Raw genomic sequence first — 24,473 nt, 5'->3', positions numbered from 1 at the left:
CTGGCCGCGAAGGTGCTCTTATCGCGCCCAGATCCCCCGGAGAGTCGCCATGTCCAAGTCCGTCCTGCTCGCCGCTTCCCTGGTCGCCGCGCTGGCCGCCGCGCCCGCCGCCTTCGCGGCCGAGTGGTCGCTGGCCATCCACGGTGGGGCGGGGGTTATCAATCGCGGCGACCTGTCGCCGGAGAAGGATGCGGCCTATCGCGCCGGGCTCGACGCGGCTCTGAAGGCCGGCTCGGAAGTGCTCGAGAAGGGCGGCTCCAGCCTCGACGCCGTCGAGGCGGCGGTGAAGGTGCTGGAGGACAATCCGCTGTTCAACGCCGGCCGGGGCGCGGTCTTCACCGCCGACGGCAGGAACGAGCTGGACGCCTCGATCATGGACGGCGCGACCCTGAAGGCCGGCGCGGTGGCGGGCGTCACCCGCACCAGGCATCCGATCAGCCTGGCCCGGGCGGTGATGGAGAAGTCGCCCCACGTGATGCTGGCCCGCGAGGGCGCCGACGCCTTCTCGGTCGCACAGGGGCTGGAGCAGGTCGATCCGTCCTACTTCCGCACCGAGGAGCGCTGGAAGCAGCTGGAGGCCTGGCGCGTCAAGCAGAAGGCGGCGCTGGATCCGACCCACCTCTACGGCACGGTCGGCGCCGTGGCGATCGACGCCAAGGGCCATCTGGCGGCGGCGACCTCGACCGGCGGCATGACCGGCAAGAAGTGGGGCCGGGTCGGCGACAGTCCGATCATCGGCGCCGGAACGTACGCCCAGGATGGCGTCTGCGCGGTCTCGGCCACCGGCTCGGGCGAATACTTCATCCGCACCAGCGCCGCCCACCAGGTCTGCTCGCGCATCGCCTTCGCCGGCCAGGACCTGAAGACCGCCGGCGCGGCGACCATCAAGTCCATCGGCGACATCGGCGGCGACGGCGGCATGATCACCATGAACGCCAAGGGCGAGGTGGCCTTCCCGATGAACAGCTCGGGCATGTACCGCGGCTGGGCCAGCGCCAAGGGCAAGGGCACGGCGATCTACGCGGATGAGAAGTAGAAGGAACCTCCCCCTGTGGGGGAGGTGATCGCGTAGCGATCGGTGGGGGGAGTAGCTGTGAAATAGGCAGCCGCCTCGAAAGCTGAAAACGGCCCCCCACCGGCCTTCGGCCGCCTCCCCCAGAGGGGGAGGTTCCTTAAGCCGCCGCCACCAGCTTCGGCTGGATCAGGGCCGCCGCGTTGATCCGCCGGCCGCCAGGCTTCATCACTTCCAGGTGCACGTGGTTGGTGATGCCCGGATAGTGCTTCTGCAGGCTGGCCACGTGGCCGATGGTCTGGCCGAGGCGAATGGTCTGGCCGACCGCGACGTCGGGATCGACGTAGAAGGCCCGCGCCACATAGCCGAGGGCGGGGTTGGTGATCTCGACGAAGCGCAGGTCGGTCGAGTCCGCATAGGCGTAGCCGATCTTGGTGACATAGCCCGAGATGGGGGCCTTGGCGGGCTGGCCGGCCTGCGCGGTGTAGTCCACGCCCTCGTGTCGGCGCGAGCCGCCGTCGCGGCGGGCCCCGAAGGCGCCGTCGCCGAAGTCGTCGTGCTGGCGCGGGGCCGCGCCGGTGGGGTTGGCGAAGTCGGGCGCGCCGTCGCCATCGACGTCGGCGCCCTTCCACACCGTTTCCATGCGGACGGGCTTGGGCGGAGCCGCTTCCATCTGGTCGAGCAGCTTCTGCACCGCCGGGCGGGTGTTGCGGTCCACGTGCGGGCTTTCCATCGCCAGGCCCGCCATCGGCGCGAAGAGCACGGCCAGACCCAGGGCCACGCGCGCCTGGGGAGGGAGGGTCTTCATCGCCGAAAAGTGCATCTCGCCATCCTATGGATCGTTACGCCCGTCTGTGCGTTTGGGCGTCGTTAACCATCCAGATAAGGCGATGAAAAGGCGCAACTCCTGCGTCAGGACGACGCGTCTTTGTTCATTTGTGCTCAAGCTTGTGCTTTGAAAAACTGCCGAACGTTGTTCGCGTCTGTTGTCTCGCGCCAGCCTGGATTGAGTTGATCTGATCGCGCGGTCAGGCTTTTGCGATCTCGATCAGCAATAGACTTCCTTCCACGGCAAGGGTCTCGCCGGGTTCGGCGATGACGGCGTCCTCCGCCGCCAGCCGCGCGTCGTTCACGCGAGCCGGAGTGAGGGCCGCCAGCACCGTGACGGTCGCCGTTGCGACGATTTGCTCGGCCCCCGCGATCCGCCGGACGCGTCCAGACCAGGCGCCGCGCCGGACCATCAGGTTGAGGTCGCGGATCGGACCGCCGTCCAGCGTCGCGGTGGCTGCGGCGTCGCCGGGGAAGGCCAGCGGCGCGGACGTCTCGTCGAGCAGGACTTCGCCCTGGCCTTCGACCGTCAGCCGCAAGCCCGCGCCGGCGATCACCGTCAGCACCCGGTCGACGCCGGGAAACACCGAGAACGGCCCTGGCGCGGCGACCCGCGCGATGCTCAGCCGCCAGTCGAAGGCGTCCATCCCCACGCCCGGCGGCTGGGCGGCGATCTCCCAGGTCGTCCCGCCGCCGTTCTTCCATGGGGCGGGCGTGCGGTCGGCGGCGGGGAGGAGGCGCATGGATTTTCTCCAGCTAACTAATTTCGTCATCCCGGCCGAAGCGCAGCGCAGAGCGGGACCCAGGGGACTGGACGCCGCGCCTGGGTTCACCGCCCATGCTTTGGCCGACGCGATGCGGCGGCCCCTGGGTCCCGGATAAGCGCTACGCGCTTTCCGGGATGACGAGCTTTGATGGGGATATGAGTTACAGGATCCCCGGCAGGTCCAGCCCGTGCTCGCGCGCGCAGTCCTGGGCGATCTCGTAGCCCGCATCCGCATGGCGCATGACGCCGGTCGCCGGGTCGTTCCACAGCACCCGCTCGATGCGCTTGGCCGCCGCCTCGGTGCCGTCGCAGACGATGACCATGCCCGAATGCTGCGAGAAGCCCATGCCGACGCCGCCGCCGTGGTGTAGCGACACCCAGGTGGCGCCGGACGCCGTGTTGAGCAGGGCGTTCAGCAGCGGCCAGTCGGAGACGGCGTCCGAGCCGTCCTTCATGGCTTCGGTCTCGCGGTTGGGCGAGGCGACCGAGCCCGAGTCCAGGTGATCGCGGCCGATGACGACGGGGGCCTTCAGCTCACCCTTGGCGACCATCTCGTTGAAGGCCAGACCCAGCCGGTGGCGATCGCCCAGGCCCACCCAGCAGATCCGCGCCGGCAAGCCCTGGAACTTGATCCGCTGGCCGGCCATGTCGAGCCAGTTGTGCAGGTGCGGATTGTCGGGGATCAGCTCCTTCACCTTGGCGTCGGTCTTGGCGATGTCTTCCGGATCGCCGGAAAGCGCGGCCCAGCGGAACGGGCCGATCCCCCGGCAGAACAGCGGGCGGATATAGGCCGGCACGAAGCCGGGGAAGTCGAAGGCGTTGGCCACCCCTTCCTCCAGCGCCATCTGGCGGATGTTGTTGCCGTAGTCGACGGTGGGCACCCCGGCGGCCTGGAAGTCGAGCATGGCCTGCACGTGCACGGCCATCGAGGCGCGGGCGGCCTTGTTCACCGAGGCCGGATCGCGCTCGCGGGCGTCCATCCATTGCTCCAGGGTCCAGCCCGCCGGCAGGTAGCCGTTGATCGGGTCGTGGGCGCTGGTCTGGTCGGTCAGCAGGTCAGGACGGATGCCGCGCTTGAACATCTCCGGCAGCAGCTCGGCCGCGTTGCCCAGCAGGCCGACCGAGATCGGGGTCTTGGCCGCGCACGACTCCGCGATCCAGGCCAGGGCCTCGTCCAGGCTGTCGGTCGACTTGTCGAGATAGCCGGTGCGCAGCCGCATCTCGATGCGCGAGGGCTGGCACTCGATGGCCAGGCACGAGGCCCCGGCGAACACCGAGGCCAGCGGCTGGGCCCCGCCCATGCCGCCCAGGCCCGCCGTCAGCAGCCACTTGCCGGAGAGATCGCCGGCATAATGCTGGCGCCCCATCTCGACAAAGGTCTCGTAGGTGCCCTGCACGATGCCCTGGGCGCCGATATAGATCCACGAGCCGGCGGTCATCTGGCCGTACATGGCCAGGCCCTTCTTATCGAGCTCGTTGAAGTGCTCCCAGGTCGCCCAGCGCGGCACGAGGTTGGAGTTGGCGATCAGCACTCTTGGAGCATCCGCGTGGGTGCGGAACACGCCGACCGGCTTGCCCGACTGGACCAGAAGCGTCTGGTCGTCCTCCAGCCGGCGCAGGGTCTCGACGATCTTGTCGTAGCTCTCCCAGTCGCGCGCCGCGCGGCCGATGCCGCCATAGACCACCAACTCCTCCGGCCGCTCGGCGACGTCGGGATGCAGGTTGTTCATCAACATCCGCAGCGGGGCTTCGGTGAGCCAGGACTTGGCGGAGAGCTCGGTTCCGGTGGCTGGGCGGATGACGCGGGTGTTGTCGAGGCGGGTCATGGATGACGGGTCTCTGGCGGGGAATGGGAAACGAACTCCTCCCCCGCTTGCGGGGGAGGGGGACCACGAAGTGGTGGAGGGGGCGAGACTGGGCTCGGCGCGCGCGGTCGCCCCCTCCGTCACGACGCCGATGGCGTCGCGCCACCTCCCCCGTTTCACGGGGGAGGAGCGGGTGAAGCGAACGCCACGCAGGCCTTCAGCACGTCGGTCAGGACGCTGCGCATCGGCGCGGCCTTGGGCGGGCGGTAGGGCGAGGGCCAGGACTGTGGGGTGATGCGGGGCGAGGGATCGTCCATGTAGCCGCGGCAGGCCAGCTCCATCTGCACGGCGTGGATGCCGCGCTCGGGCTTGCCGTAGTGGCGGGTGATCCAGCCGCCCTTGAAGCGGCCGTTGGTGACCATCGGCAGGCCCGAGGTCTCGCAGGCCGCCTCGACCGCCGCCGCCAGGGCCGGGTCGCAGCTGGCGCCGCCGTTGGTGCCGATGTTGAACACCGGCAGCTCGCCGGGAAACAGCCGTGGCGCCCGTGAGCGGATCGAGTGGGCGTCGTACAGGACGACCTTGCCATGCAGGGCCAGCAGCCGGTCGATCTCGGCCCGCAGCGCCGCGTGATAGGGAATGAACCAGCGCTCGCGGCGGGCGGCGATCTCGGCCTCGTCCGGCTCCTGGCCCTCGGCATAGAGCCGCTCGCCGTCGAAGGTGTCGGTCGGGCACAGGGCGGTGGTGGCCATGCCCGGATAGAGCGAGGCGCCCGACGGGTCGCGATTGACGTCGATCACCGTGCGCGACACCGCCGTCCGCACCGTCGTGGCGCCCAGGTCGTCGGCGAAGTTGTAGAGCCGCTCGATCCACCAGTCGGCGTCCTTGCGGGCCAGCCAGGGCGAGGTCAGGCGTTTTTCGATGTCCTCGGGGATGAAGGACCCCGAGTGGGGAATGCTGACGATCAGGGGCGCGTCGCCCCGCCAGACTTCCAGCCAGTCGCTGCTCATCAGGTCGCTCCGGGCAAGGGAACGCCGGCCGCCGCGACGATGACCGCGCCGGTCCGCACCAGGATGTTGGCCGCTTCCATGTCGGGATGGAAGTGGCGGTCGTCCGACAGGTGCGGCACCTTCTCGCGGATCGACTTCCGCACCGCCTCGAGGGCGGCGCTGGAGGTCAGCGGCGCGTGGAAGTCGCAGCCCTGCGCGGCGGCCAGAAGTTCAATGCCGATCACCGCCGTCGCGTTCTCCACCATCGACAGCAGGCGACGCGCCCCGTGGGCGGCCATCGACACGTGGTCCTCCTGGTTGGCCGAGGTCGGGATGGAGTCGACGCTGGCCGGATAGGCCTTCTGCTTGTTCTCCGAGACCAGGGCCGCGGCCGTGACCTGCGGGATCATGAAGCCGGAGTTGAGGCCGGGTTTCGGCGTCAGGAAGGCCGGCAGACCCGACAGGGCGGGATCGACCAGCATGGCGATGCGGCGCTCGGCGATCGAGCCGATCTCGCAGACGGCCAGGGCGATCATGTCGGCGGCGAAGGCCACGGGCTCGGCGTGGAAGTTGCCGCCCGACAGGGCCTCGTCGGCCTCTGGGAAAATCAGCGGGTTGTCCGAGACGCCGTTGGCCTCGGTGGCCAGGGTGGTCGCCGCCTGGCGCAGCACGTCCAGCGCGGCGCCCATCACCTGCGGCTGGCAGCGCAGGCAGTAGGGGTCCTGCACGCGCTCGTCCTCCTTGAGGTGCGAGGCGCGGATGTCGGACGACGCCATCAGGCCGCGCAGGGCGGCGGCGGTCTCGATCTGGCCGGCATGGCGGCGCAGCTGGTGGATGCGCGGATCGAAGGGCGTGTCCGAGCCCTTGGCGGCCTCGGTCGACAGGGCGCCGGTGACCAGGGCCGTCTGGAACAGCACCTCGGCCTCGAACAGGCCCGCCAGGGCGTTGGCGGTCGAGAACTGGGTGCCGTTCAGCAATGCCAGGCCCTCCTTGGGGCCAAGCTCGACGGGGGACAGGCCGGCGCGGGTCAGGCCGTCGAGGGCCGGCTTGCGCACGCCGCCGACGTCGATCTCGCCGACCCCGATCATGGTCGCGGCCATGTGCGACAGCGGCGCCAGATCCCCCGAGGCGCCGACCGAGCCCTGGCTAGGCACCACCGGCGTCAGCCCCAGTTCAAGCATGGCCTCCAGCAGCTTGACGGTCTCGACCCGCACGCCCGAGGCGCCTTGCGCCAGGCTGGCCAGCTTTAGGGCCATCATCAGGCGGATCACGGGAACGGGAGAGGCCTCGCCCGTGCCGGCGGCGTGGGACAGCACGATGTTGCGCTGCAGGGTCGCCAGGTCCGCGTCGCCGATGCGCACGCTGGCCAGTTTCCCGAAGCCCGTATTGATGCCGTAGACCGGCTCGCCCTTGGCCAGGATGCGGGTCACCGCCGCGGCGCTGGCCTCGATCACCGGCCAGGCACCGTCTGCCAGGCGGGCCGACGCGCCGCGATAGACGGACTTCCACTGGGCGAGGCTGACCTCGCCGGGATTGAGGACTTCGGTGATCACGAAACACTGCTCCAGACGCGCGCATGGAGCGGGTTGAAGCCCATGCGGTAGACAAGTTCGGCGGGACGCTCGATGTCCCAGATGGCGAGGTCGCAGGCCTTGCCGGCTTCCAGGGTTCCCCTGTCGGCCAGCACGCCCAAGGCCCGGGCGGCCTGCCGGGTGACGCCGGCCAGGCACTCGTCCACCGTCAGGCGGAACAGGGTGGCGGCCATGTTCATGGTCAGCAGCAGACTGGTCAGCGGCGAGGTGCCGGGGTTGCAGTCGGTCGCGAGCGCCAAGGGCACGCCGGCCGCGCGCAGGGCCTCGATCGGCGGCAGCCTGGTCTCGCGGACGAAGTAGTAGGCGCCGGGCAGCAGCACCGCCGTCACGCCGGCCCCGGCCATGGCGGCGATCCCGGCCTCGTCCAGATGCTCCAGGTGATCGGCCGACAGCGCGCCGAACTCGGCGGCCAGGGCCGCGCCGTGCAGGTTCGACAACTGCTCGGCGTGCAGCTTCACCGGCAGGCCGTGGGCGCGAGCGGTCTCGAACACCCGGCGGATCTGGGCGGGAGAAAATCCGATGCCCTCGCAGAAGCCGTCCACCGCGTCGGCCAGGCCCTCGGCGGCGACGGCGGGGAGCATCTGGTTACAGACGAGGTCGATATAGCCGTCGGCGTCGCCCTTGAACTCCGGCGGCAGGGCGTGGGCGCCGAGGAAGGTGGTCTTCACCGAAACGGGCCGGGCCTTGGCCAGGGCGCGAGCGGCGCGCAGGCTCTTCAGTTCGTGTTCGAGCGACAGGCCGTAGCCGGACTTGACCTCGATGGTCGTCAGGCCCTCGGCGATCAGGGCGTCCAGGCGGGGCAGGGCGGCGGCGACCAGCTGGTCCTCGGTGGCCTCGCGGGTGGCCTTCATCGTCGAGACGATGCCGCCGCCGGCCCGGGCGATCTCTTCGTAGGAGGCCCCGGCCAGCCGCAGCTCGAACTCGTGGGCGCGGTCGCCGCCGAAGATCAGGTGGGTGTGGGGATCGATCAGGCCCGGCGTGATCCAGCGGCCTTCGCAATCGATGGTCTCGGCGGCCTCGAAGGCCGGGGCGTCGGAGGCGGGGCCGGCATAGACGATGCAGCCGTCCTTGGCGGCGATGACGCCGTCCTCGACGACGCCCAGGCCGGGCGCGGCTTCGGCGAGGGTCGCAAGGCGGGCCTTGATCCAAACCCGATCGCACCGCATCGCCAACGCCTCCGAAGTCGCTTTGAGTCGTTTCCCGCGACCCTTGCGGCCCGGTTCAATATGTATAGACATATTCGCGAGCGACGAGGATTGTCCAGTGACCGACGCCGAGAATCTTGAAGCCCCCGAACCGGCGTCCCCCCAACCAGCGTCCGAGGCGGAAGCGATCGAGGTCGTGAACGAGCCGGCTCCGGCCGAGGCGCCGAAACCCGAAGCGCCCAAGGACGTCGTCGTCTGGTGCGAGAGCGCCCTGCTGGCCGACGGCTGGGCCAAGGGCGTGCGCCTGACCCTGTCGGAAGGCCGCATCGCCCGCATCGACACCGACGTCGTCGCGGGCAGCGAGCCCCGCCTGGGCGCGGCCCTGCCGGGCATGCCCAACCTGCACAGCCACGCCTTCCAGCGGGCCATGGCCGGCCTGACCGAGGCGCGGGGCGAGGGGAGCGACAGTTTCTGGACCTGGCGCGAGCTGATGTACCGCTTCGTCGAGCGCCTCGACCCCGACGCCCTGCAGGTGATCGCCGCCATGGGCCAGGTCGAGATGCTGGAGAGCGGCTTCACCCGCGTCGGCGAGTTCCACTATCTGCACCATGACAGGGATGGCGCAGCCTTCGACAACCCGGCCGAGATGGGCGCGCGGATCGCCGCCGCCGCCGAAGAGACCGGCATCGGCCTGACCCTGCTGCCGGTGTTCTACGCCCACGCCGGCTTCGGCGGCACCGCGCCGGGCGAGGGCCAGAAGCGCTTCGTCACCGATGTCGACGGTTACGCCCGCCTGCTGGAAGCCAGCCGCGCCGCCGTCGCGGGCCTCTCCGAGGCGGTGGTCGGGATCGCACCGCACAGCCTGCGCGCCGTCACCGCCGAGGAGCTGACCGCCATCACGCCCCTGGCCGCCGGCGGTCCGATCCACATCCACATCGCCGAGCAGACCAAGGAAGTCGACGACTGCCTGGCCGCCACCGGCCAGCGTCCGGTGCGCTGGCTGATGAACCACGCCGAGGTCGGCAAGTCGTGGTGCCTGGTCCACGCCACCCACATGAACGCCATGGAGACCGAGCGCTTGGCCAAGAGCGGCGCGGTGGCCGGCCTTTGTCCGATCACCGAGGCCAATCTGGGCGACGGGGTCTTTCCCGCCTACGACTACCAGGCCGCCGGCGGCGCTTTCGGGATCGGGTCTGACAGCAACGTGCTGATCGACGCGGCCGAGGAGCTGCGGGTGCTGGAATATTTCCAGCGCCTGACCCGCCGGGCCCGCAACGTGCTGGCCGGAGGGCCCAAGCGCTCCACGGGCGGCGAGCTGTGGCGGGCGGCGGTGGCGGGCGGGGCCCAGGCCCTGGGCGCGAGCCGTCCGGGCCTGCGTCGCGGCGCGCCGGCCGACTTCGTCACCCTGGACCGCGAGCATCCGGCCATCGTCGGGCGCAGTGGCGATGCTTTGGTCGACAGCCTCGTTTTCGCCGGTCGCCATGGCGCGATCGACAGCGTTTGGCGCGCCGGTCGGCCTGTGGTCTCCGGCGGCCGTCACCGGCATCGCGACGCCATCGCCGAGCGCTATCGTCGGGTGTTGAAGGACCTGCTGTCTTGACGGCTGTTCCTCTCCACCAGCGCATCCGCGACGAGATCGAGGGCCTGATCCGCTCGGGCGCCTGGGCGCCGGGCCACCGCGTGCCGTTCGAGAGCGAGCTGATGGCCCAGTACGGCTGCTCGCGCATGACGGTGAACAAGGCGATGTCGGCCCTGGCCGACGCCGGCCTGGTGGTGCGTCGCCGCCGCGCCGGCTCGTTCGTAGCCCGGCCCAAGGTGCACTCCACCGTCCTCGACATCCCCGACATCCAGGCCGAGATCACCGCCCGGGGCGAGACCTACGCCTTCGTGCTGCTGGCCGCCGAGCGCCGCCCCGCCGATCCCGACGACGGCGACGAGGCCGAGCTGGCGGGGGAGGGCGACCTGATCGCCCTGCGCGGCCTGCACGTGGCCGGCGGCCGGCCCTTCGCCCTGGAGGATCGCCTGATCAGCCTGGCCGCCGTGCCCGAGGCCGCCGCCGCCGACTTCGCCGCCGAACCGCCCGGCGCCTGGCTGCTGCACCACGTGCCGTGGACGGAAGCGGAAAGCCGGATCAGCGCGGTTGGCGCGGAAGCCGCCGTCGCCGAGCTGCTGGCCCTGGACGTCGGCACGGCCCTGCTGGCCGTCGAGCGCCGCACCTGGCGGGCCGGCGAGCCGGTCACCCGCGTGCGCCAGCTGTTCCCCGGCGAAGCTTATGACTTGGTGGCGAGGTTCGGCCCGGCGCGTTAGGTCCGATACCTCCGCGTTAAGGGTCGCAAGGCTACACCATGGCGCGAACCGGCGCCTCGGGGCGCCGGCCACGGGGGACGCCGCATGACCGAGACCACGCTCAACGCCCAGACCCGCCTGCCGGGCCTCGACCTCTGGGATGAGATGAACGATCCGCCGCCTCGCGAGGTGCGGATCCTCGACGTCATCCATCGGATGTACGACTTCAATCAGGACCGCACCAACAACCAGGAACGGCGCGTCCTGCACCTGCGCGCCCTGCACCTGCTGGAGGGAAAGCCCGTCCTGGTAGAGAAGCGGGTCATCCACGACAGCTTGATCTTCGCGGCCCTGGGCTCGTCCGAGCGGACCTTCGCCAACCCGTTGCTGGCCTGGAACAGCATGGAGGCCGTCGCCGCCCGCAACACCAAGTTCGCCTTCACCGACACGCGTCCCCAGCCCTGTTCGCCGGAGGTCGCCGAACTGCTGACGGGGACGATCGGCGCGCCGGCCCTGTCCTATCGGCACGACGCCTTGGACGACGGGCATCAGACCTTCTTCAACGTCGAGCAGTGGGCCGTGGGCATGAAGCTGCGCACGCTCGAGGGCAAGGCCTACTGGGACTGGCTGGACTAAGGCCGGGAGCGGGGCGGCTGGCGCCTAAGGCCTGGGCTTCCGCAACATACCAGCGTTCCCCCAGGTGCGCTCGCGTGCAAGCTATCGTACACCGTTATCCGAGCGTCGGCTGGAATCGCGCTCGGAACGCGATCGTGGCGTGCGTTGGGGGCTGGCGTGAAGGAACTCGAGGCGATCACCGGCGGGGCGCTGGGCGGCTGGCTGGCGCGGTTCAAGTCAGACGGGCGCTCGTCCCACGCCGCGCCGCCGCCCGGAACCAAGTGCGAGAACTGCGAGACCGAACTGGTCGGGCACTTCTGCCACGCCTGCGGCCAGGAAGCGTCGAACCATCACAAGTCGATCCTGCACGTCACCTGGGAAGCCATCGAGGGCATGTTCCACCTCGACGGCCGGCTGTGGCGCACCGTGCCGTGGCTGTTCGTACGGCCGGGCCGGCTGACGCGGGAATATCTCGACGGCAAGCGCGCCCGCCACGTGCCGCCGTTCCGCCTGTTCCTGGTCGCCCTGCTGCTGTTCATCCTCTCGGCCGAGACGGTGATCCACAAGTCGATGCACGACGCCCAGCACGGGGCGGGCCATGGCGCGCAGGCCCAGGCGGAGGCCGGTCACGGCAAGGCCGAGGGAAAAGCGGGGCACGGCAAGCCCGCCGCGCAGGCCGGTCATGACAAGTCCGCCAAGGCCGACGAGACGGTCCAGGCCGTGCCCGGCCAGGTCGCTTCGGAGCTGCGCGACTCCCTGAAGAAGGACGGCGTGCTGACCGACAAGCCGGGCGCCGACGGCAAGAAGCAGTTCGTGGAGTCCGATCCCGACTCCACCGCCGCCGAGAAGGCTCGCAACGACTGGTTCAACACCCAGCTCAGCAAGGCCATAGCCACGCCCGGCTACTTCATGGTGGTGGTGTTCGGCTGGGGCCACCGGCTGGCGGTGCTGATGCTGCCGATCCTCGCCCTGGCCCTGGGCGCCTGCTATTTCTATCGCCGCAAGTTCTTCATGTACGACCACCTGATCGTCTCGATGAACTACCTGTCGTTCGTCTTCCTGCTCTGGGCCGTGGTGTTCGTTCTGCCCAAGCCGGTGAAGGACATAGCGATCCTGGCGGCGCTGATCTGGGCGCCGGTGAACCTGTTCGCCACCCTTCGGGGCGTCTACGGCTCGAGCGTGTTCGGCGCGCTGGTCAAGACGGGGTTCGTCTGGTTCACAACCCAGACCGCCTTCCTGCTGCTGATCCTGGGCCTGCTGTGGCTGGGGCTGTCGCAGATTTGACGGCGCATGCCGCTTTATTGTTCGTAAGCTGACGTTATCCCCGGCTGTCGCCCGTGACTGTCATGACAGTTTCGCATGCGACTGCTACGCGAACGGCGTGATGCGGAAATAATCAACAACCGCAGACACTTCTACGTAAAAAGGGGATTACTTCGTGTCCAAGTCCATGATCGCTCGGTCGGCGCTGATGCTGACCTGCGCGATGGGCGCGCTCGCCAGCGCCGCCGTCGCCAACGCCCAAGAAGCCGCCGACTCGACCAGCCTGGAAGAGATCATCGTCACCGCCGAGCGCCGCTCGGTGAACCTGCAGGATACGCCGCTGTCGGTCGCCGTGGTCGGCGGCCAGGACCTGCGCGCCCTGCAGGCCGGCGGCGACGACATCCTGGCCCTGGCCGGCCGCGTGCCCGGCCTCTACGCCGAGACCACCACGGGCCGAATCTTCCCGCGCTTCTACATCCGCGGCCTGGGCAACATCGACTTCTACCTCGGCGCCTCGCAGCCGGTGTCGATCATCCAGGACGAGGTCGTGCTTGAGCACGTGGTCCTGAAGTCGAACCCGGTGTTCGACGTCCAGCAGGTCGAAGTGCTGCGCGGCCCGCAGGGCTCGCTGTTCGGCCGCAACACCACCGCCGGCATCATCAAGTTCGACACCGCCAAGCCGACCCAGACCCTGCAGGGCCAGGCCCAGGCCTCGTACGGCAGCTACGGCACCACCACCTTCGACGGCGGCATCGGCGGCCCGATCGTGGCCGACAAGCTGGCCTTCCGCGTCTCGGCCCTCTACCAGCACCGCGACGACTGGGTGGACAACACCTTCACCGGGACCAGCGCCGACGGCACCAAGACGCCGCAGAGCGACGCCATGGGCGGCTTCGACGAGCGCGACATCCGCCTGCAGATCCTGGCTACTCCGACCGAGAACCTGTCGGTCCTGGCCTCGGCCCACGCCCGCCAGTACGAGGGCACCTCGACCCTCTTCCACCGCGCCGGCCTGAAGAAGGGCTCCAACAGCACCCAGTACGCCGAGCGCGACAAGGTCGCCCTCGACGAGGCGGTCAACAACCCGCAGGCCTACGACACGGTCGGGACCTCGCTGAAGATCGACTACGACTTCGGCGGCGTGAAGCTGACCTCGATCAGCGCCTATGAGGGCACCGACGGCTACAGCCGCGGCGACACCGATGGCGGCGCGGCGGCCAACTTCCCGGTCGGCGGCGTGGCCAACGGCTATGGCCAGTCGCAGGGCGCGGTGAAGGACCTCGACCAGATCACCCAGGAAATCCGCCTGGCCAGCGACACCGACGGCGCCTTCAAGTGGCAGGTCGGCGGCTTCTTCTTCGACAGCCGCGACATCACCAACTTCTACCAGCGCGCCTACTTCGTCCGCACCAACCCCAACAACTGGGTGTCGCTGAAGAACGCCAACACCTCGTGGGCGCTGTTCGGCCAGGTCAGCTACGATCTCTCCGACAAGCTGACCCTCACCGCCGGCCTGCGCGAGACCGAGGACACCAAGAAGACCACCCTGCTGAAGACCGCCGACACGGCCGCCGGCGCGGTGACCTACACCGGCCGCCGCTACGTGAAGCTGTCCGACACCCAGCCCAGCTGGGACCTGTCGGCGCTCTACAAGGTGACCGACGACGTCAGCGTCTACGCCCGCGTCGCCCGCGGCTTCCGCGGCCCGACCATCCAGGGCCGCTCGGCGGTGTTCAACAGCGACTTCACCACGGCCAATTCGGAAACGATCCTGTCGTGGGAAGCCGGCTTCAAGAGCCAGCTGCTGGACAACACCCTGCGCCTGAACGCCACGGCCTTCACCTACAAGGTCGAGGACATCCAGCTGAACGGCAACGACAGCAACGGCAACGGCGTGCTGTTCAACGCCGACAAGGCCGAGGCCTACGGCATGGAAGCCGAAGCCCAGTGGAAGCCGATCGCCAACCTGACCCTGACCGCCGGCCTCTCGCTGCTGCACAGCGAGATCAAGGACAAGCGCGTCTACGCCCAGGTCTGCATGCTCAACAGCGTGGTGGTCTGCACCGTGCAGAACCCGACGATCACCACGTCGAATGGCAATGTCTACGCCCAGATCGACGGCCAGCCGCTGCCGAACGCGCCGGAGTACAACATCGACTTCACCGCGCGTTACGACATCCCGCTGGGCAACGGCGGCCTGCTGTTCGCGGCCACCGACTGGAACCAGCAGGGCTACACCAACTACGTCCTCTACAAGACCAAGGAGTTCTACTCCGACGGCAACTTCGAGGGCGGCGTGAAGCTGGGCTACTCGGCTCCGGGCGGCGCGTATGAAGTGGCCCTGTTCGGCCGCAACATCACCAACGAGAAGAACCTCAAGGGCGTGATCGAGAACTACATGGCCTCGGTCTTCAACGAGCCCCGCATCGTCGGCATCTCGGTCAGCGCCAAGCTGCGTTGATCTGAGTTTCTGACCTGAAAGAGCGCCCTCCGAGCCTGGCTCGGGGGGCGTTTTTCTTTCCCTCTCCCTGAAGGGAGAGGTGTCGGCGAAGCCGACGGAGAGGGAAGGGCTTACGGTGAAGAGGAGGCCTCTACTTCAGCAGGGACTTCCCCCTCCGGCCCTCTGGGCCACCTCCCCCTTCAGGGGGAGGGTCTCGTTCAGAGCGACTGCCCGTCGTCCACCGTGATCACCGACCCCGTCACCGCCCGCGCGGCGTCCGACACCAGGTAGAGCGCCGTCGCCTCCAGGTCGGAGGTTTCCATCAGCCGCTTGCGCGGAAAGCCCGACACAAGCTTCTGCCCGCCTTCGGTGCTGAACCAGTCGTCGTTCAGCTCGGTGCGGATGTAGCCAGGGCACAGCACGTTGACGTTGATGCCCTTGCTCGCCCACTCGCGGGCCAGGCTCTTGCCCATGTGGGCCGTGGCGGCCTTGGAGGCGCAGTAGGCGGTGATGCCCGGCAGCACCTTGTGCGCGCCGATCGAGGCCACCAGCAGCACCCGGCCGCGCGCCTCGACGCCGGCCCTGATCATCCGCCGCGCGCCCTCGCGGGCGGTCAGGAACACGCCCCGGGTGTTGACCCCGATGATCTTGTCGAAGTCCTCGATGGCGATATCCAGCGCCGAGGCGCGGACGTTGATCCCGGCGTTGGCGATCACCGAGTTGGGCGGACCCCAGGCGGCTTCCACCGCATCGTAGGCGGCGATCACCGAGGCTTCGTCCTCGACGTCCATCGAGACCGCCAGGGCCGAGCCGCCGGCCGCCTCGATCTCGCCGACCAGGGCGGCCAGCCTGTCGGCCCGCCGCGCCGCGACCGCTACCCGCGCGCCGGCACTGGCGGCCGCGAGAGCCAGGTTCGCCCCGATGCCCGACGAGGCGCCGGTGATCAGCACGGTGCGGCCGGAAAGGTCGGTCATGGCGTATGCTCCCTCGGTTTCGGAAGGGAGCATACGGGTGTTTGAACTGTCCTGAAAACACCTCTCCTATGAGGAGAGGGAGAGGTACTTTACACGAGCCCCGGTCCTTCGATCTTCACCACCGGGGTGAAGGCCGGGCGGCGTTCGGGGAGGGTGATCTTCAGGCCCTTGTCGTCTCGGGTGAAGGGCAGGGGATCGCCACCCAGCAGCGACACGCGCCGCACCTCGCCCGAGGCATGCGGAGCGCCGACCGCCAGGCTCTCGATGACCATCTCGCGGCCCGGCTCGACCAGCGGCAGGGCGTAGAGCGCGCCGGCCTTGGTGGTGAAGCGGATGTCGGTGGCCTGGAAAGGCTTGGCGTCGCCTTCGTTCTGCATGCCCTCGACGAGGCGGGTCGGGCCTTCGCCGTAGATCTTCCACGGGCGCGTGGAATAGATCGCCTCGCCGTTGACGGCGATCCAGCGGGACATGTCGGCCAGCACCCTGGCCTCCTTGTCGTCGATCGAACCATCGCCGCGCTGGGGGATCGACAGCATCAGCGTGCCGTTCTTGCTGACCACGTCGGTCAGGCGCTGCACGACGTCTTTCGCGGTCTTGTAGCCGTTGCGCTCGTAGAGGCCGCGGTCGTAGTGCCAGTTGCCGATGCAGGTGTCGGTCTGCCAGGGCTCGTCGCGCAGCCGGTCGGAGAAGCCGCGCTCCACATCTTCCACGATGGCCTTCCGCTGGAAGGGCGTCAGCTTCTTGCCGGTCACCACCACGTCGGTCCGGCCGAACTGGCGCATGGCGTTGTTGTAGAAGTGCGCCGTGGCTTCCAGGCCCGCCTGGCCCAGCGGCAGGGCGTAGTTGTCGAAATAGACCATGTCGGGCTTGTAGCGATCGACGAGGTCGTTCTGGCGCAGCAGCCAGTTGCGCACGAAGGCGGGGTTGTTGGGCGGCGGGGTCTCCAGCCACTCGCCGTCGTGCTTGTCGTGCCAGGCGTTGGCCTCGGCGATGGAGCCGATCCCGTCGGGGATCACCATGTTGCGGCCGGTATAGAGCTGTTGCGGGTCCAGGCCCTGCCACCACTTGCCCTTGCCGTCGGCCTTGGTCAGGCGGAAGGCGTCGTAGCGCTGGCCCTTCAGCGGGCCTTCGGCGTCATAGCCATAGGCCGTCTGCCACCAGTGCCAGGCGTGGGCGGCGTGGTTGGAGACGGCGAACTTCAGGCCGTGATTACGGGCGACCTTCTCCCAGGTCCCGACGATGTCGCGCCTGGGGCCTACCCGCGTGGTGTTCCAGGCGTGGTGGCGGCTGTCGAACATGTCGAGATTGTCGTGGTGGTTGGCCATCGACATGAAGAACTTCGCGCCGGCGGCGACGTAGGTCTTCATCAGGGCTTCGGGATCCCAGGCCTCGGCCTTCCAGCGCGGGATGAACTCCATGAAGCCGAACTTGGTCGGGTGCCCGTAGGTCTTCACGTGGTGTTCGTAGAAGGGGTTGCCCTGCTGGTACATCTGCCGGCCGTACCAGTCGCCGTACTCGGGCACGCACTGCGGACCCCAGTGCGACCAGATGCCGAGCTTGGCGTCGCGGAACCAGTCGGGCGTCCTGTAGCCGGCCGCCAGCGACTCCCAGCTGGCCTTGAACGGCCCGCGAGGCGCGGCCAGGGCGGGAGAAGCGGCGAGGCCGGCGGTCGCGCCCAGAAGCGCGCGGCGGGTGAAGGGCATGGCAAGCTTATCCGTTACTGGACCGGCGTCAGGCGCGCGGCCGCGCCGCCGCTGGCGGCGAGTTTCAGGGTCAGGGTCGATGTGGCGGTGAGAGAGGGATTCGAACCTTCGATAGAGTTTGGGGTCGCCCCGTCCTGACGGACGTCGGCCTTCCACGCGCCCTTGCCCAGGAAGGCGAGCGGCACCTTCACCGTCCGGGCGGTCTCGTTGTTCAGCGCGCCGATCCACCATTCGTCGCCCTTGCGGCGTGCGACGACGATCGACTGGCCGATCTCGCCGGTCACGAAGCGGATCTCGTCCCAGGTGGTCGGCACGGCGCTGACGAAGTCCAGGCCCGCCGGGCTTTCGGCATAGGTGTCGGGGCTGTCGGCGACGATCGTGAACGGGCTGTCGAAGACCACGAACATTCCCAGCGCCTGGCCGCGCGTGGTCTGCACGAAGGGCAGCCTGCCGCGGGGCTCGAACTTGTCGGGCGAGACGTTGCGGAAGCCGCCGGGCGTGTAGTCCATCGGCCCCAGCAGCATGCGGGTGTAGGCAAGATTGACGTTGTGGGTCGCGGTGATCCGCGCGCTCCACTTGTTGTACTCCGCGCCCAGCACGCCTTCCTGCGTCAGGTAGTGCGGATAGGTGCGGATCAGGCCCGTCGGGTGATAGGCGCCGTGCAGGTCGACCATCAGGTGATGCTCGGCCGCGCGCTTGAGCAGGCGGTGGTAGAAGTCGACCATCTGCTGGTCGTCCCTATCCATGAAGTCGACCTTGATCCCCTTGATCCCCCACTTCTCGTAGAGGGGCAGGGCCTCGTCCATCTGGGCGTCCAGCGCCTTCCAGTTCAGCCACAGCCAGACGCCGACCTTCTTGTCCGCGCCATAGGAAACCAGGCCCGGCAGGTCGAGCTCGGGCTTGGCGCGGGTGACGTCGGCGCCGGGCCGCACCACCGAGGCCCCGCCGGCCCCGACGTTCCAGCCTTCGTCGATCAGCATGTATTCCAGGCCGTTCTGGGCGGCGAAGTCGATATAGGCCTTGATCGTCTCCGGGTTCATGCCGGCGTTGGGCACGGCCTTGAGGGCCGGGCCGTTCCACCAGTCCCAGGCGGCCTTGCCCGGCTTGATCCAGCTGGTGTCGGCCACCACCGACGGGGCGCTCAGCGTCGTCAGCAGGGTGTTCTCGACCAGCTGTCCGGCCTTGGGCGCGATCATGATCACCCGCCAGGGCGAGGCGACGTCGGCGCCCATGCGCGTCTTCACCGCCGTGCCCGAGCCGTCGAGGCGCGGCGACAGCTTGACCGACAGGCCGAGGCGCCCGTCGCCCCCGCCGGTCAGGTACATGCCGGCCCAGTCCTTCAGGTCGGCCTCGGCGATGGCGAAAGCGGCGTTGTCGGCCTGGCAGACCATCGGCGCGTCGAACAGGTTGTGCTCGCGGAACTTCGAGGCCTGGACGGGGTCGAACTCGCCCTCGTGGCTGGTGCCGAACTTGCCCAGGTTCAGGCCAAAGCAGCCGTAGTCCTTCGGGAAGGAGAACCCGGTGACCTCGTCATTGACGTTGGTCGCCGCGGTCGCCTCCTGCTGGGGCAGCACGTAGCGGAAGGCCACGCCCTGGTCGTAGGCGCGGAACACCACGCGGAGCTTGCGGCCGCTTTCCTCCTGGAAATCGACGGTCAGGTCGTTGCGCTTCTGGGCCACGTGGCTGACCTTGCCGGCCGGCAGGTCGTAGACGTCTTCGCCCGAGCCGGTTTCCGCGCCGACGATTTTCACGCCGTACGAGAATCGGCCGCCCTTGGAAAGCTCCAGCCCCAGGCCCGAGGGCGCGATCAGGGGGTTGCCCTTGTAAGCGACGGCGTAGCGCGCCTGTCCCGACTCGTCGGAGACTTGCACGGAGATAGCGCCGTCAGGGGAGGAGAGGGTGCGGGTTTCGGCGGCGGCTTGAACGCCATACAGCGCTGTCAATGCGGCTCCCGCCAGCAGCGCGTTCCGAACGACCCCCATGCATCATCTCCCTAAAATTCGTTGTCTCAGTGTTTGTCGTATTAATTAGACCGTGTATGGATCGACGTCGAGCTTTCGATACCGGTAACATTCAGGCGGCTTTCAGACCGTCGAAGCGCAAGGAAGAGCGGGGGAAAATGAAGACCAGGACCCTGACCATCGCCCTGATGGCGACCACCCTTCTGTCGGCTCCGGCGTTCGCCGCCGACGGTCCCAAGAGCACCGCCCATCCGGCCCTGTGGCCCGCGGCCAAGAGCCAGGGCCTAGTCGATCCGACCACCGAGGCCTTCGTCGACGGCCTGCTGGCCAAGATGACGCTCGAGGAGAAGATCGGCCAGATGATCCAGGCCGACACCGCCTCGATCAAGGCCGACGACCTCAAGACCTATCCGCTGGGTTCGATCTTGGCCGGCGGCAGCTCGCCGCCCCTGGGCGCGCCCGACCGCTCGCCGGTCGGCCCGTGGGTCGACACCGTCAAGGCCTTCCGCGACGCCGCCGCTCAGCGCGGCGGGACCAACATCCCGCTGATGTTCGGCATCGACGCCGTACACGGCAACAACAACGTCGTCGGCGCCACGCTCTTCCCGCACAACATCGGCCTGGGCGCCGCTCATGATCCTGAACTGATCCGCAAGATCGGCGCCGCCACGGGCCAGGAGACAGCGGTGTCAGGCTTCGACTGGGCCTTCGGTCCGACCCTGACCGTGCCGCGCGACGACCGCTGGGGCCGCGCCTTCGAGGGCTATTCGGAAGATCCGCAGATCGTCAGCCTCTACGCCCGCGAGATGATCCTGGGCCTGCAGGGCGCCGTCAGCGAGGGCCAGGCCCTGCAGAAGGGCCACGTGGCGGCCAGCGCCAAGCACTTCCTGGGCGACGGCGGCACCACCAACGGCAAGGACCAGGGCAACACCGAGGTCTCCGAGCAGGAGCTGATCCGCCTGCACGCCCAGGGCTACGTTCCGGCCATCAACGCCGGGACCATGACCATCATGGCCTCGTTCAACAGCTGGAACGGCCAGAAGATGCACGGCAACAAGTCGCTGCTGACCGACGTGCTGAAGGGCAAGATGGGCTTCGACGGCTTCATCGTCGGCGACTGGAACGGCCACGGCCAGGTCGACGGCTGCACCCCGACCAACTGCGCCCAGGCGGCCAATGCGGGCCTGGACATGTACATGGCCCCCGACAGCTGGAAGGGCCTCTATGACAACCTGCTGGCCCAGGCCAAGTCGGGCGAGATACCGATGGCGCGCATCGACGACGCCGTGCGCCGCATCCTGCGCGTGAAGGCCAAGCTGGGTCTCTTCCAGACGGCCCGTCCGTGGGAAGGCCGCGAGGGCGTGGTCGGCAACGCCGATCACCGCGCCGTCGCCCGCGAGGCCGTGGCCAAGTCGCTGGTGCTGCTGAAGAACAACGGCGTCCTGCCGATCAAGGCCAGCGCGAAGGTGCTGGTGGCCGGCTCGGGCGCCGACGACATCGGCCAGCAGTCGGGCGGCTGGACGCTGTCGTGGCAGGGCACCGACAACAAGAACAGCGACTTCCCCAACGCCCAGTCGATCTATTCGGGCTTCAAGGAGGCGGTCGAGGCCTCGGGCGGCTCGGCGACGCTCAGCGTCGACGGCTCGTTCAGCGACAAGCCTGACGTCGCCGTCGTGGTGTTCGGCGAGACCCCCTACGCCGAAGGCGTGGGCGACCTGAAGACCCTGGAATACCAGCCCGGCGACAAGACCGATCTGGCCCTGCTCAAGAAGTTGAAGGCCCAGGGCGTACCGGTGGTGGCCGTGTTCCTGTCGGGCCGTCCGCTGTGGGTGAACCCCGAGATCAACGCCTCGGACGCCTTCGTGGCCGCCTGGCTGCCGGGCTCGGAAGGCGGCGGGATCGCCGACGTGCTGGTCGGCGACAAGGCCGGCAAGGCCCGCCGTGACTTCAACGGCAAGCTGTCGTTCAGCTGGCCCAAGACCGCCGCCCAGACCTCGCTGAACAAGGGCGACAAGAATTACGCGCCGCTGTTCGCCTATGGCTACGGCCTCAGCTACGCCAAGCCGGGCAAGGTGGCCAAGCTGTCGGAAGTCTCGGGCGTCACCGCCATCGCGGCCAACGACAGCAACTACTTCGTCGGCGGCAAGACCCCGGCGCCGTTCGAGTTCCGCTTACTGCCGACCACCTCGGTGCACATCAAGCCGGTCGACGCCGGCAACGTGCAGGAGGCCGGCCGCCAGCTGACCTTCGCCGGCGGCGTGCCCGCCGCGGCCGAGATCGCCGCCGACAAGGCCTTCGACCTGACCTTCCAGACCAACGCCGAGATCGCCCTGCAGGTGAATTACCGCGTCGACGCCGCCCCTTCGGCCAAGACGACGCTGGGCATCGGCGCCGGCAAGCTCGACGTCACCTCGGTGCTGTCGGGCGCCAAGGTCGGCGAGTGGACCAACCTGAAGGTGCCGCTGAAGTGCTTCCAGTCGGCCGGCACGGACGTCACCAAGGTCGAGGCCCCGTTCTCGCTGGCCACGGCCGGCTCGCTGACGGTCTCGATCAGCGGCGTGAAACTGACCACCGACCCGACCGGCACGACCTGCCCGGCCAAGGCGGATTGATTAGGGGGCGACATTCGGAACCCTTGGCCATTTTTCTCCGAGCATCCCCGCGAAGGCGGGGATCCAAGCCGGGCTCGGAGATGATCCACGGCCGCGCCACGCCCTGAAAGCCAGCTTGGGTCCCCGCCTTCGCGGGGATTTGGCGGATTGGGGGACGGGGCGCTGCTGAATGTCGAGCCGACCTGACCAGAAGTATGTCATCCCGGCTCTCCGCGCTTCGCGCTCCGGCCGGGATGACGATCTGAGTTGTGATTAAGCGGAGACCTCGCGTGCGCCTGACCCGTCACCTGCTCGCTGGGGCCGCGGCCCTGGCTTTCGTCGGCCCGGCCGCCGCCGCCCCGCTGCTGGCCTCGGTGTTCACCGACCACGCCGTGCTCCAGCGCGACCGGCCGATCCAGGTCTGGGGTGTCGCCGCCCCGAACGCCGCCGTCTCCATCGACCTCTCCGGCCAGGCCGTCACGGCTGCCGCCGACGCCCAAGGCCGCTGGTCCGCCCAGCTGCCGGCCCGCGCCGCCGGCGCTGCGCCGCTGACCCTGACCGTCACGGCCGGCGCCGAGACCCAGACCGTGTCCGACCTGCTGGTCGGCGACGTCTGGCTGTGCTCGGGCCAGTCGAACATGGAATACCCGCTGCGCCGCGCCCTGCAGGGCGAGGCCGAGGCCCAGAACGCGACCGACCCGCAGATCCGCCTGCTGCAGACCGGCCGCACCAGCCTGCCGCATCCGACCGACAAGCTGCCGGCCTACGCCGTCTGGAAGACGTCGAGCTATGACAGCGCCAACAACTTCTCGGCCGCCTGTTACTTCATGGGGCGCGAGATCAAGAAGACCACCGGCGCGCCGGTCGGCCTGATCGACGCCACCTGGGGCGGCTCGGTGATCCAGGACTGGATCAGCGGCGAGGGGCTGAAGGCCTTGGGCAACTATGACGAGGGCCTGTCGGTGCTGGCCGACTACGCCCAGGATCCGGTCAAGGGCATGGCCCGCTGGGGCGCGATGCTCGACCGCTGGGCCGCCAAGGTCGAACCGCATGCCGCCAACTGGGCCAAGCCGGACTTCGACGACCGCGCCTGGAAGACCATGCCGGCCGAGCAGTTCTGGGAGACCAACCCGGGCCTGGAAACCTTCGACGGCACGATCTGGCTGCGCGCCACGATCACCCTGACCAAGGCGCAGGCCGCGCAGGGGGCGACCCTGGTGCTCGGCCCGGTCGACGACATCGACACCACCTTCGTCAACGGCCGCGCCGTCGGCTCGCAGGAGGGCTGGGACGCCAAGCGCGCCTACGCCATTCCCGCCGGCGTGCTGAAGGCCGGCGCCAATGTCGTCGCCGTGCGCGCCATCGACGCCGGCGGCGGCGGCGGGGCCTGGGGTCCAGCCAAGGACAAGGGGCTGAAGCTGGCCGACGGCTCGTTCGTCCCGCTGGGCGCGTCCTGGCGCTACAAGGTTTCGACCAACCTCTCCGACACCGGCCTGCCGCCGCATGCGCCGTGGCTGGGGGCCTCGGGCCTGTCGACCCTGCACAACGGCATGATCGCTCCGCTGGCGCCCTACGGCGTCAAGGGCTTCGCCTGGTACCAGGGCGAGGCCAATGTCACCGAGGCGCCGGAATACGCCCGGCTGATGCCGGCCCTGATCGCCGACTGGCGCCGGGAATTCGCCGCGCCGGACGCGCCGTTCCTGATGGTGCAGCTGGCCAGTTTCGGCCCGCAGACCGACAAGCCGGGCGTTTCGCGCTGGGCCGAGCTGCGCGACGCCCAGCGCCGCACCGTCGCCGCTGATCCGAACACGGGCCTGGCCTCGGCCGTCGACATCGGCTCGCCCTACGACATCCACCCGGCCGACAAGCTGCAGGTCGGCCTGCGCCTGGCGGGCCTGGCCAGGAAGCTGGCCTATGGCCAGGCAAGCCTGAACGCCTCCGGCCCCGCGCCGGTCTCGGCCGTCCGTGACGGCGCCGACGTCGTCGTGACGCTGGACCAACCGGCGGTGGTCTATGGCTCGGGACGCCCCGCCGGCTTCGAGCTCTGCGACGCCGCCGAGTCGTGCCGCTTCGTCGATGCGTCTGTGGAGGGCAGCAAGGTCCGCCTGACCGTCCCGGCCGGCTACGCCGCCGTGAAGGTCCGCTTCGCCTGGGCCGACAGTCCAGTGCTGAACCTGTTCGGCGCCAACCGCCTGCCGGCGACGCCGTTTGAGATCCCTCTCTCTTAGAGAGAGGGAGGGGCCCGCCGCGAAGCGGTGGGAGGGTGAGAGGTTTCATTGCTTCCGGTCATCGCAAGAGGGGCCGCCACTTTCGAGGGAGGCCCAATACCCAATTTCTCGCCTTCCTCGCCCTTGTGGCGAGGATCCATGGTCGAGCCAGGCTCGGCGTTTTCTGATGACCTCCGCCAGCGTGGTCACGCGCTCACTAACGATCTTGGCGGCGGAACCCTGGGCCCTAGGCACAAGGCCTAGGGAGGCGGGTTTGGTTAGGTCCACGCCCAATCCTG

Annotated in this window: 17 protein-coding genes; 8 read left to right on the top strand and 9 right to left on the bottom strand. The window is 69.0% G+C overall.

Annotated elements, in window-relative coordinates; all coding sequences use genetic code 11:
• Window positions 1-49: 49 nt before the first annotated feature.
• Window positions 50-1,036, top strand: a complete 987-nt coding sequence (locus AC07NS_RS15340) for an isoaspartyl peptidase/L-asparaginase family protein (RefSeq protein ID WP_494604557.1) — start codon at window positions 50-52, stop codon at window positions 1,034-1,036.
• A 136-nt stretch (window positions 1,037-1,172) separates the two neighbouring features.
• Here the strand turns inward: AC07NS_RS15340 and AC07NS_RS15335 are convergent, their stop codons facing one another.
• From AC07NS_RS15335 to hutI, 6 genes are all read right to left on the bottom strand, one after another.
• Window positions 1,173-1,835 carry a M23 family metallopeptidase gene (locus AC07NS_RS15335; RefSeq protein ID WP_494604555.1) on the bottom strand — a complete coding sequence of 221 codons (663 nt, stop codon included), beginning with the start codon at window positions 1,833-1,835 and terminating at the stop codon, window positions 1,173-1,175.
• A 205-nt stretch (window positions 1,836-2,040) separates the two neighbouring features.
• Window positions 2,041-2,583 carry a HutD/Ves family protein gene (locus tag AC07NS_RS15330; RefSeq protein WP_494604553.1) on the bottom strand — a complete coding sequence of 181 codons (543 nt, stop codon included), beginning with the start codon at window positions 2,581-2,583 and terminating at the stop codon, window positions 2,041-2,043.
• Between the two features lie 184 nt (window positions 2,584-2,767).
• Window positions 2,768-4,432, bottom strand: a complete 1,665-nt coding sequence (hutU, locus tag AC07NS_RS15325) for a urocanate hydratase (protein ID WP_494604551.1) — start codon at window positions 4,430-4,432, stop codon at window positions 2,768-2,770.
• 155 nt (window positions 4,433-4,587) lie between these two features.
• Entirely contained in the window at window positions 4,588-5,418 is an 831-nt protein-coding gene (gene hutG, locus AC07NS_RS15320) for an N-formylglutamate deformylase (protein ID WP_494604550.1), read from the bottom strand.
• Window positions 5,418-6,950, bottom strand: coding sequence for a histidine ammonia-lyase (gene hutH, locus AC07NS_RS15315; protein ID WP_494604548.1), 1,533 nt, complete (start codon window positions 6,948-6,950; stop codon window positions 5,418-5,420). The genes hutG and hutH overlap by 1 nt, the downstream gene beginning before the upstream one ends.
• Window positions 6,947-8,155, bottom strand: a complete 1,209-nt coding sequence (gene hutI, locus AC07NS_RS15310; RefSeq protein ID WP_494604546.1) for an imidazolonepropionase — start codon at window positions 8,153-8,155, stop codon at window positions 6,947-6,949. The genes hutH and hutI overlap by 4 nt, the downstream gene beginning before the upstream one ends.
• A 175-nt stretch (window positions 8,156-8,330) precedes the next feature.
• Here hutI and AC07NS_RS15305 point away from each other — a divergent pair, with 175 nt between their 5' ends.
• From AC07NS_RS15305 to AC07NS_RS15285, 5 genes are all read left to right on the top strand, one after another.
• On the top strand, window positions 8,331-9,734 hold the full coding sequence (locus AC07NS_RS15305) for a formimidoylglutamate deiminase (protein WP_494604948.1): 1,404 nt from the start codon (window positions 8,331-8,333) through the stop codon (window positions 9,732-9,734).
• Window positions 9,731-10,441 carry a histidine utilization transcriptional repressor HutC gene (gene hutC, locus AC07NS_RS15300; RefSeq protein ID WP_494604544.1) on the top strand — a complete coding sequence of 237 codons (711 nt, stop codon included), beginning with the start codon at window positions 9,731-9,733 and terminating at the stop codon, window positions 10,439-10,441. Before AC07NS_RS15305 ends, hutC begins: the two co-directional genes overlap by 4 nt.
• Before the next feature lie 84 nt (window positions 10,442-10,525).
• Window positions 10,526-11,056, top strand: a complete 531-nt coding sequence (locus tag AC07NS_RS15295; protein WP_494604543.1) for a hypothetical protein — start codon at window positions 10,526-10,528, stop codon at window positions 11,054-11,056.
• Between the two features lie 156 nt (window positions 11,057-11,212).
• Window positions 11,213-12,319: a DUF3667 domain-containing protein gene (locus AC07NS_RS15290; protein WP_494604542.1), complete on the top strand. Its 1,107-nt coding sequence runs from the start codon at window positions 11,213-11,215 to the stop codon at window positions 12,317-12,319.
• Window positions 12,320-12,506: 187 nt separating this feature from the next.
• Window positions 12,507-14,759 carry a TonB-dependent receptor gene (locus tag AC07NS_RS15285; protein ID WP_494604946.1) on the top strand — a complete coding sequence of 751 codons (2,253 nt, stop codon included), beginning with the start codon at window positions 12,507-12,509 and terminating at the stop codon, window positions 14,757-14,759.
• A gap of 197 nt (window positions 14,760-14,956) precedes the next feature.
• Here the strand turns inward: AC07NS_RS15285 and AC07NS_RS15280 are convergent, their stop codons facing one another.
• The 3 genes from AC07NS_RS15280 to AC07NS_RS15270 form a co-directional block, all read right to left on the bottom strand.
• Complete coding sequence (locus AC07NS_RS15280; RefSeq protein WP_494604541.1) at window positions 14,957-15,712, bottom strand: SDR family oxidoreductase; 756 nt, start codon at window positions 15,710-15,712, stop codon at window positions 14,957-14,959.
• 89 nt (window positions 15,713-15,801) lie between these two features.
• Window positions 15,802-17,415 (bottom strand): alpha-L-fucosidase, encoded by a 1,614-nt coding sequence (locus tag AC07NS_RS15275; RefSeq protein ID WP_494604539.1) that lies wholly within the window; start codon window positions 17,413-17,415, stop codon window positions 15,802-15,804.
• Window positions 17,416-17,429: 14 nt separating this feature from the next.
• On the bottom strand, window positions 17,430-19,397 hold the full coding sequence (locus AC07NS_RS15270; RefSeq protein WP_494604537.1) for a glycoside hydrolase family 97 protein: 1,968 nt from the start codon (window positions 19,395-19,397) through the stop codon (window positions 17,430-17,432).
• 137 nt (window positions 19,398-19,534) lie between these two features.
• Between AC07NS_RS15270 and AC07NS_RS15265 the strand changes: the two genes are divergently transcribed.
• Both AC07NS_RS15265 and AC07NS_RS15260 read left to right on the top strand, forming a co-directional pair.
• Window positions 19,535-21,988, top strand: a complete 2,454-nt coding sequence (locus tag AC07NS_RS15265; protein WP_494604535.1) for a glycoside hydrolase family 3 protein — start codon at window positions 19,535-19,537, stop codon at window positions 21,986-21,988.
• Window positions 21,989-22,257: 269 nt separating this feature from the next.
• Window positions 22,258-24,195, top strand: a complete 1,938-nt coding sequence (locus tag AC07NS_RS15260; RefSeq protein ID WP_494604533.1) for a sialate O-acetylesterase — start codon at window positions 22,258-22,260, stop codon at window positions 24,193-24,195.
• The last annotated feature ends 278 nt before the right edge of the window (window positions 24,196-24,473 follow it).

It is taken from the genome of Caulobacter sp. GW821-FHT10A10, from assembly GCF_059415745.1.
The sequence above is the reverse complement of the archived record's forward strand: the minus strand, read 5'-3'. Positions and strand labels throughout refer to the sequence as shown.

Bases quoted from the DNA above. Each gene is read 5' to 3' on its own strand.
- AC07NS_RS15340 (WP_494604557.1), top strand. From the start codon at position 50: ATGTCCAAGTCCGTCCTGCTCGCCGCTTCCCTGGTCGCCGCGCTGGCC.
- AC07NS_RS15335 (WP_494604555.1), bottom strand. From the start codon at position 1,835: ATGCACTTTTCGGCGATGAAGACCCTCCCTCCCCAGGCGCGCGTGGCC.
- AC07NS_RS15330 (WP_494604553.1), bottom strand. From the start codon at position 2,583: ATGCGCCTCCTCCCCGCCGCCGACCGCACGCCCGCCCCATGGAAGAAC.
- hutU (WP_494604551.1), bottom strand. From the start codon at position 4,432: ATGACCCGCCTCGACAACACCCGCGTCATCCGCCCAGCCACCGGAACC.
- hutG (WP_494604550.1), bottom strand. From the start codon at position 5,418: ATGAGCAGCGACTGGCTGGAAGTCTGGCGGGGCGACGCGCCCCTGATC.
- hutI (WP_494604546.1), bottom strand. From the start codon at position 8,155: ATGCGGTGCGATCGGGTTTGGATCAAGGCCCGCCTTGCGACCCTCGCC.
- AC07NS_RS15295 (WP_494604543.1), top strand. From the start codon at position 10,526: ATGACCGAGACCACGCTCAACGCCCAGACCCGCCTGCCGGGCCTCGAC.
- AC07NS_RS15285 (WP_494604946.1), top strand. From the start codon at position 12,507: ATGCTGACCTGCGCGATGGGCGCGCTCGCCAGCGCCGCCGTCGCCAAC.
- AC07NS_RS15280 (WP_494604541.1), bottom strand. From the start codon at position 15,712: ATGACCGACCTTTCCGGCCGCACCGTGCTGATCACCGGCGCCTCGTCG.
- AC07NS_RS15275 (WP_494604539.1), bottom strand. From the start codon at position 17,415: ATGCCCTTCACCCGCCGCGCGCTTCTGGGCGCGACCGCCGGCCTCGCC.
- AC07NS_RS15270 (WP_494604537.1), bottom strand. From the start codon at position 19,397: ATGGGGGTCGTTCGGAACGCGCTGCTGGCGGGAGCCGCATTGACAGCG.
- AC07NS_RS15265 (WP_494604535.1), top strand. From the start codon at position 19,535: ATGAAGACCAGGACCCTGACCATCGCCCTGATGGCGACCACCCTTCTG.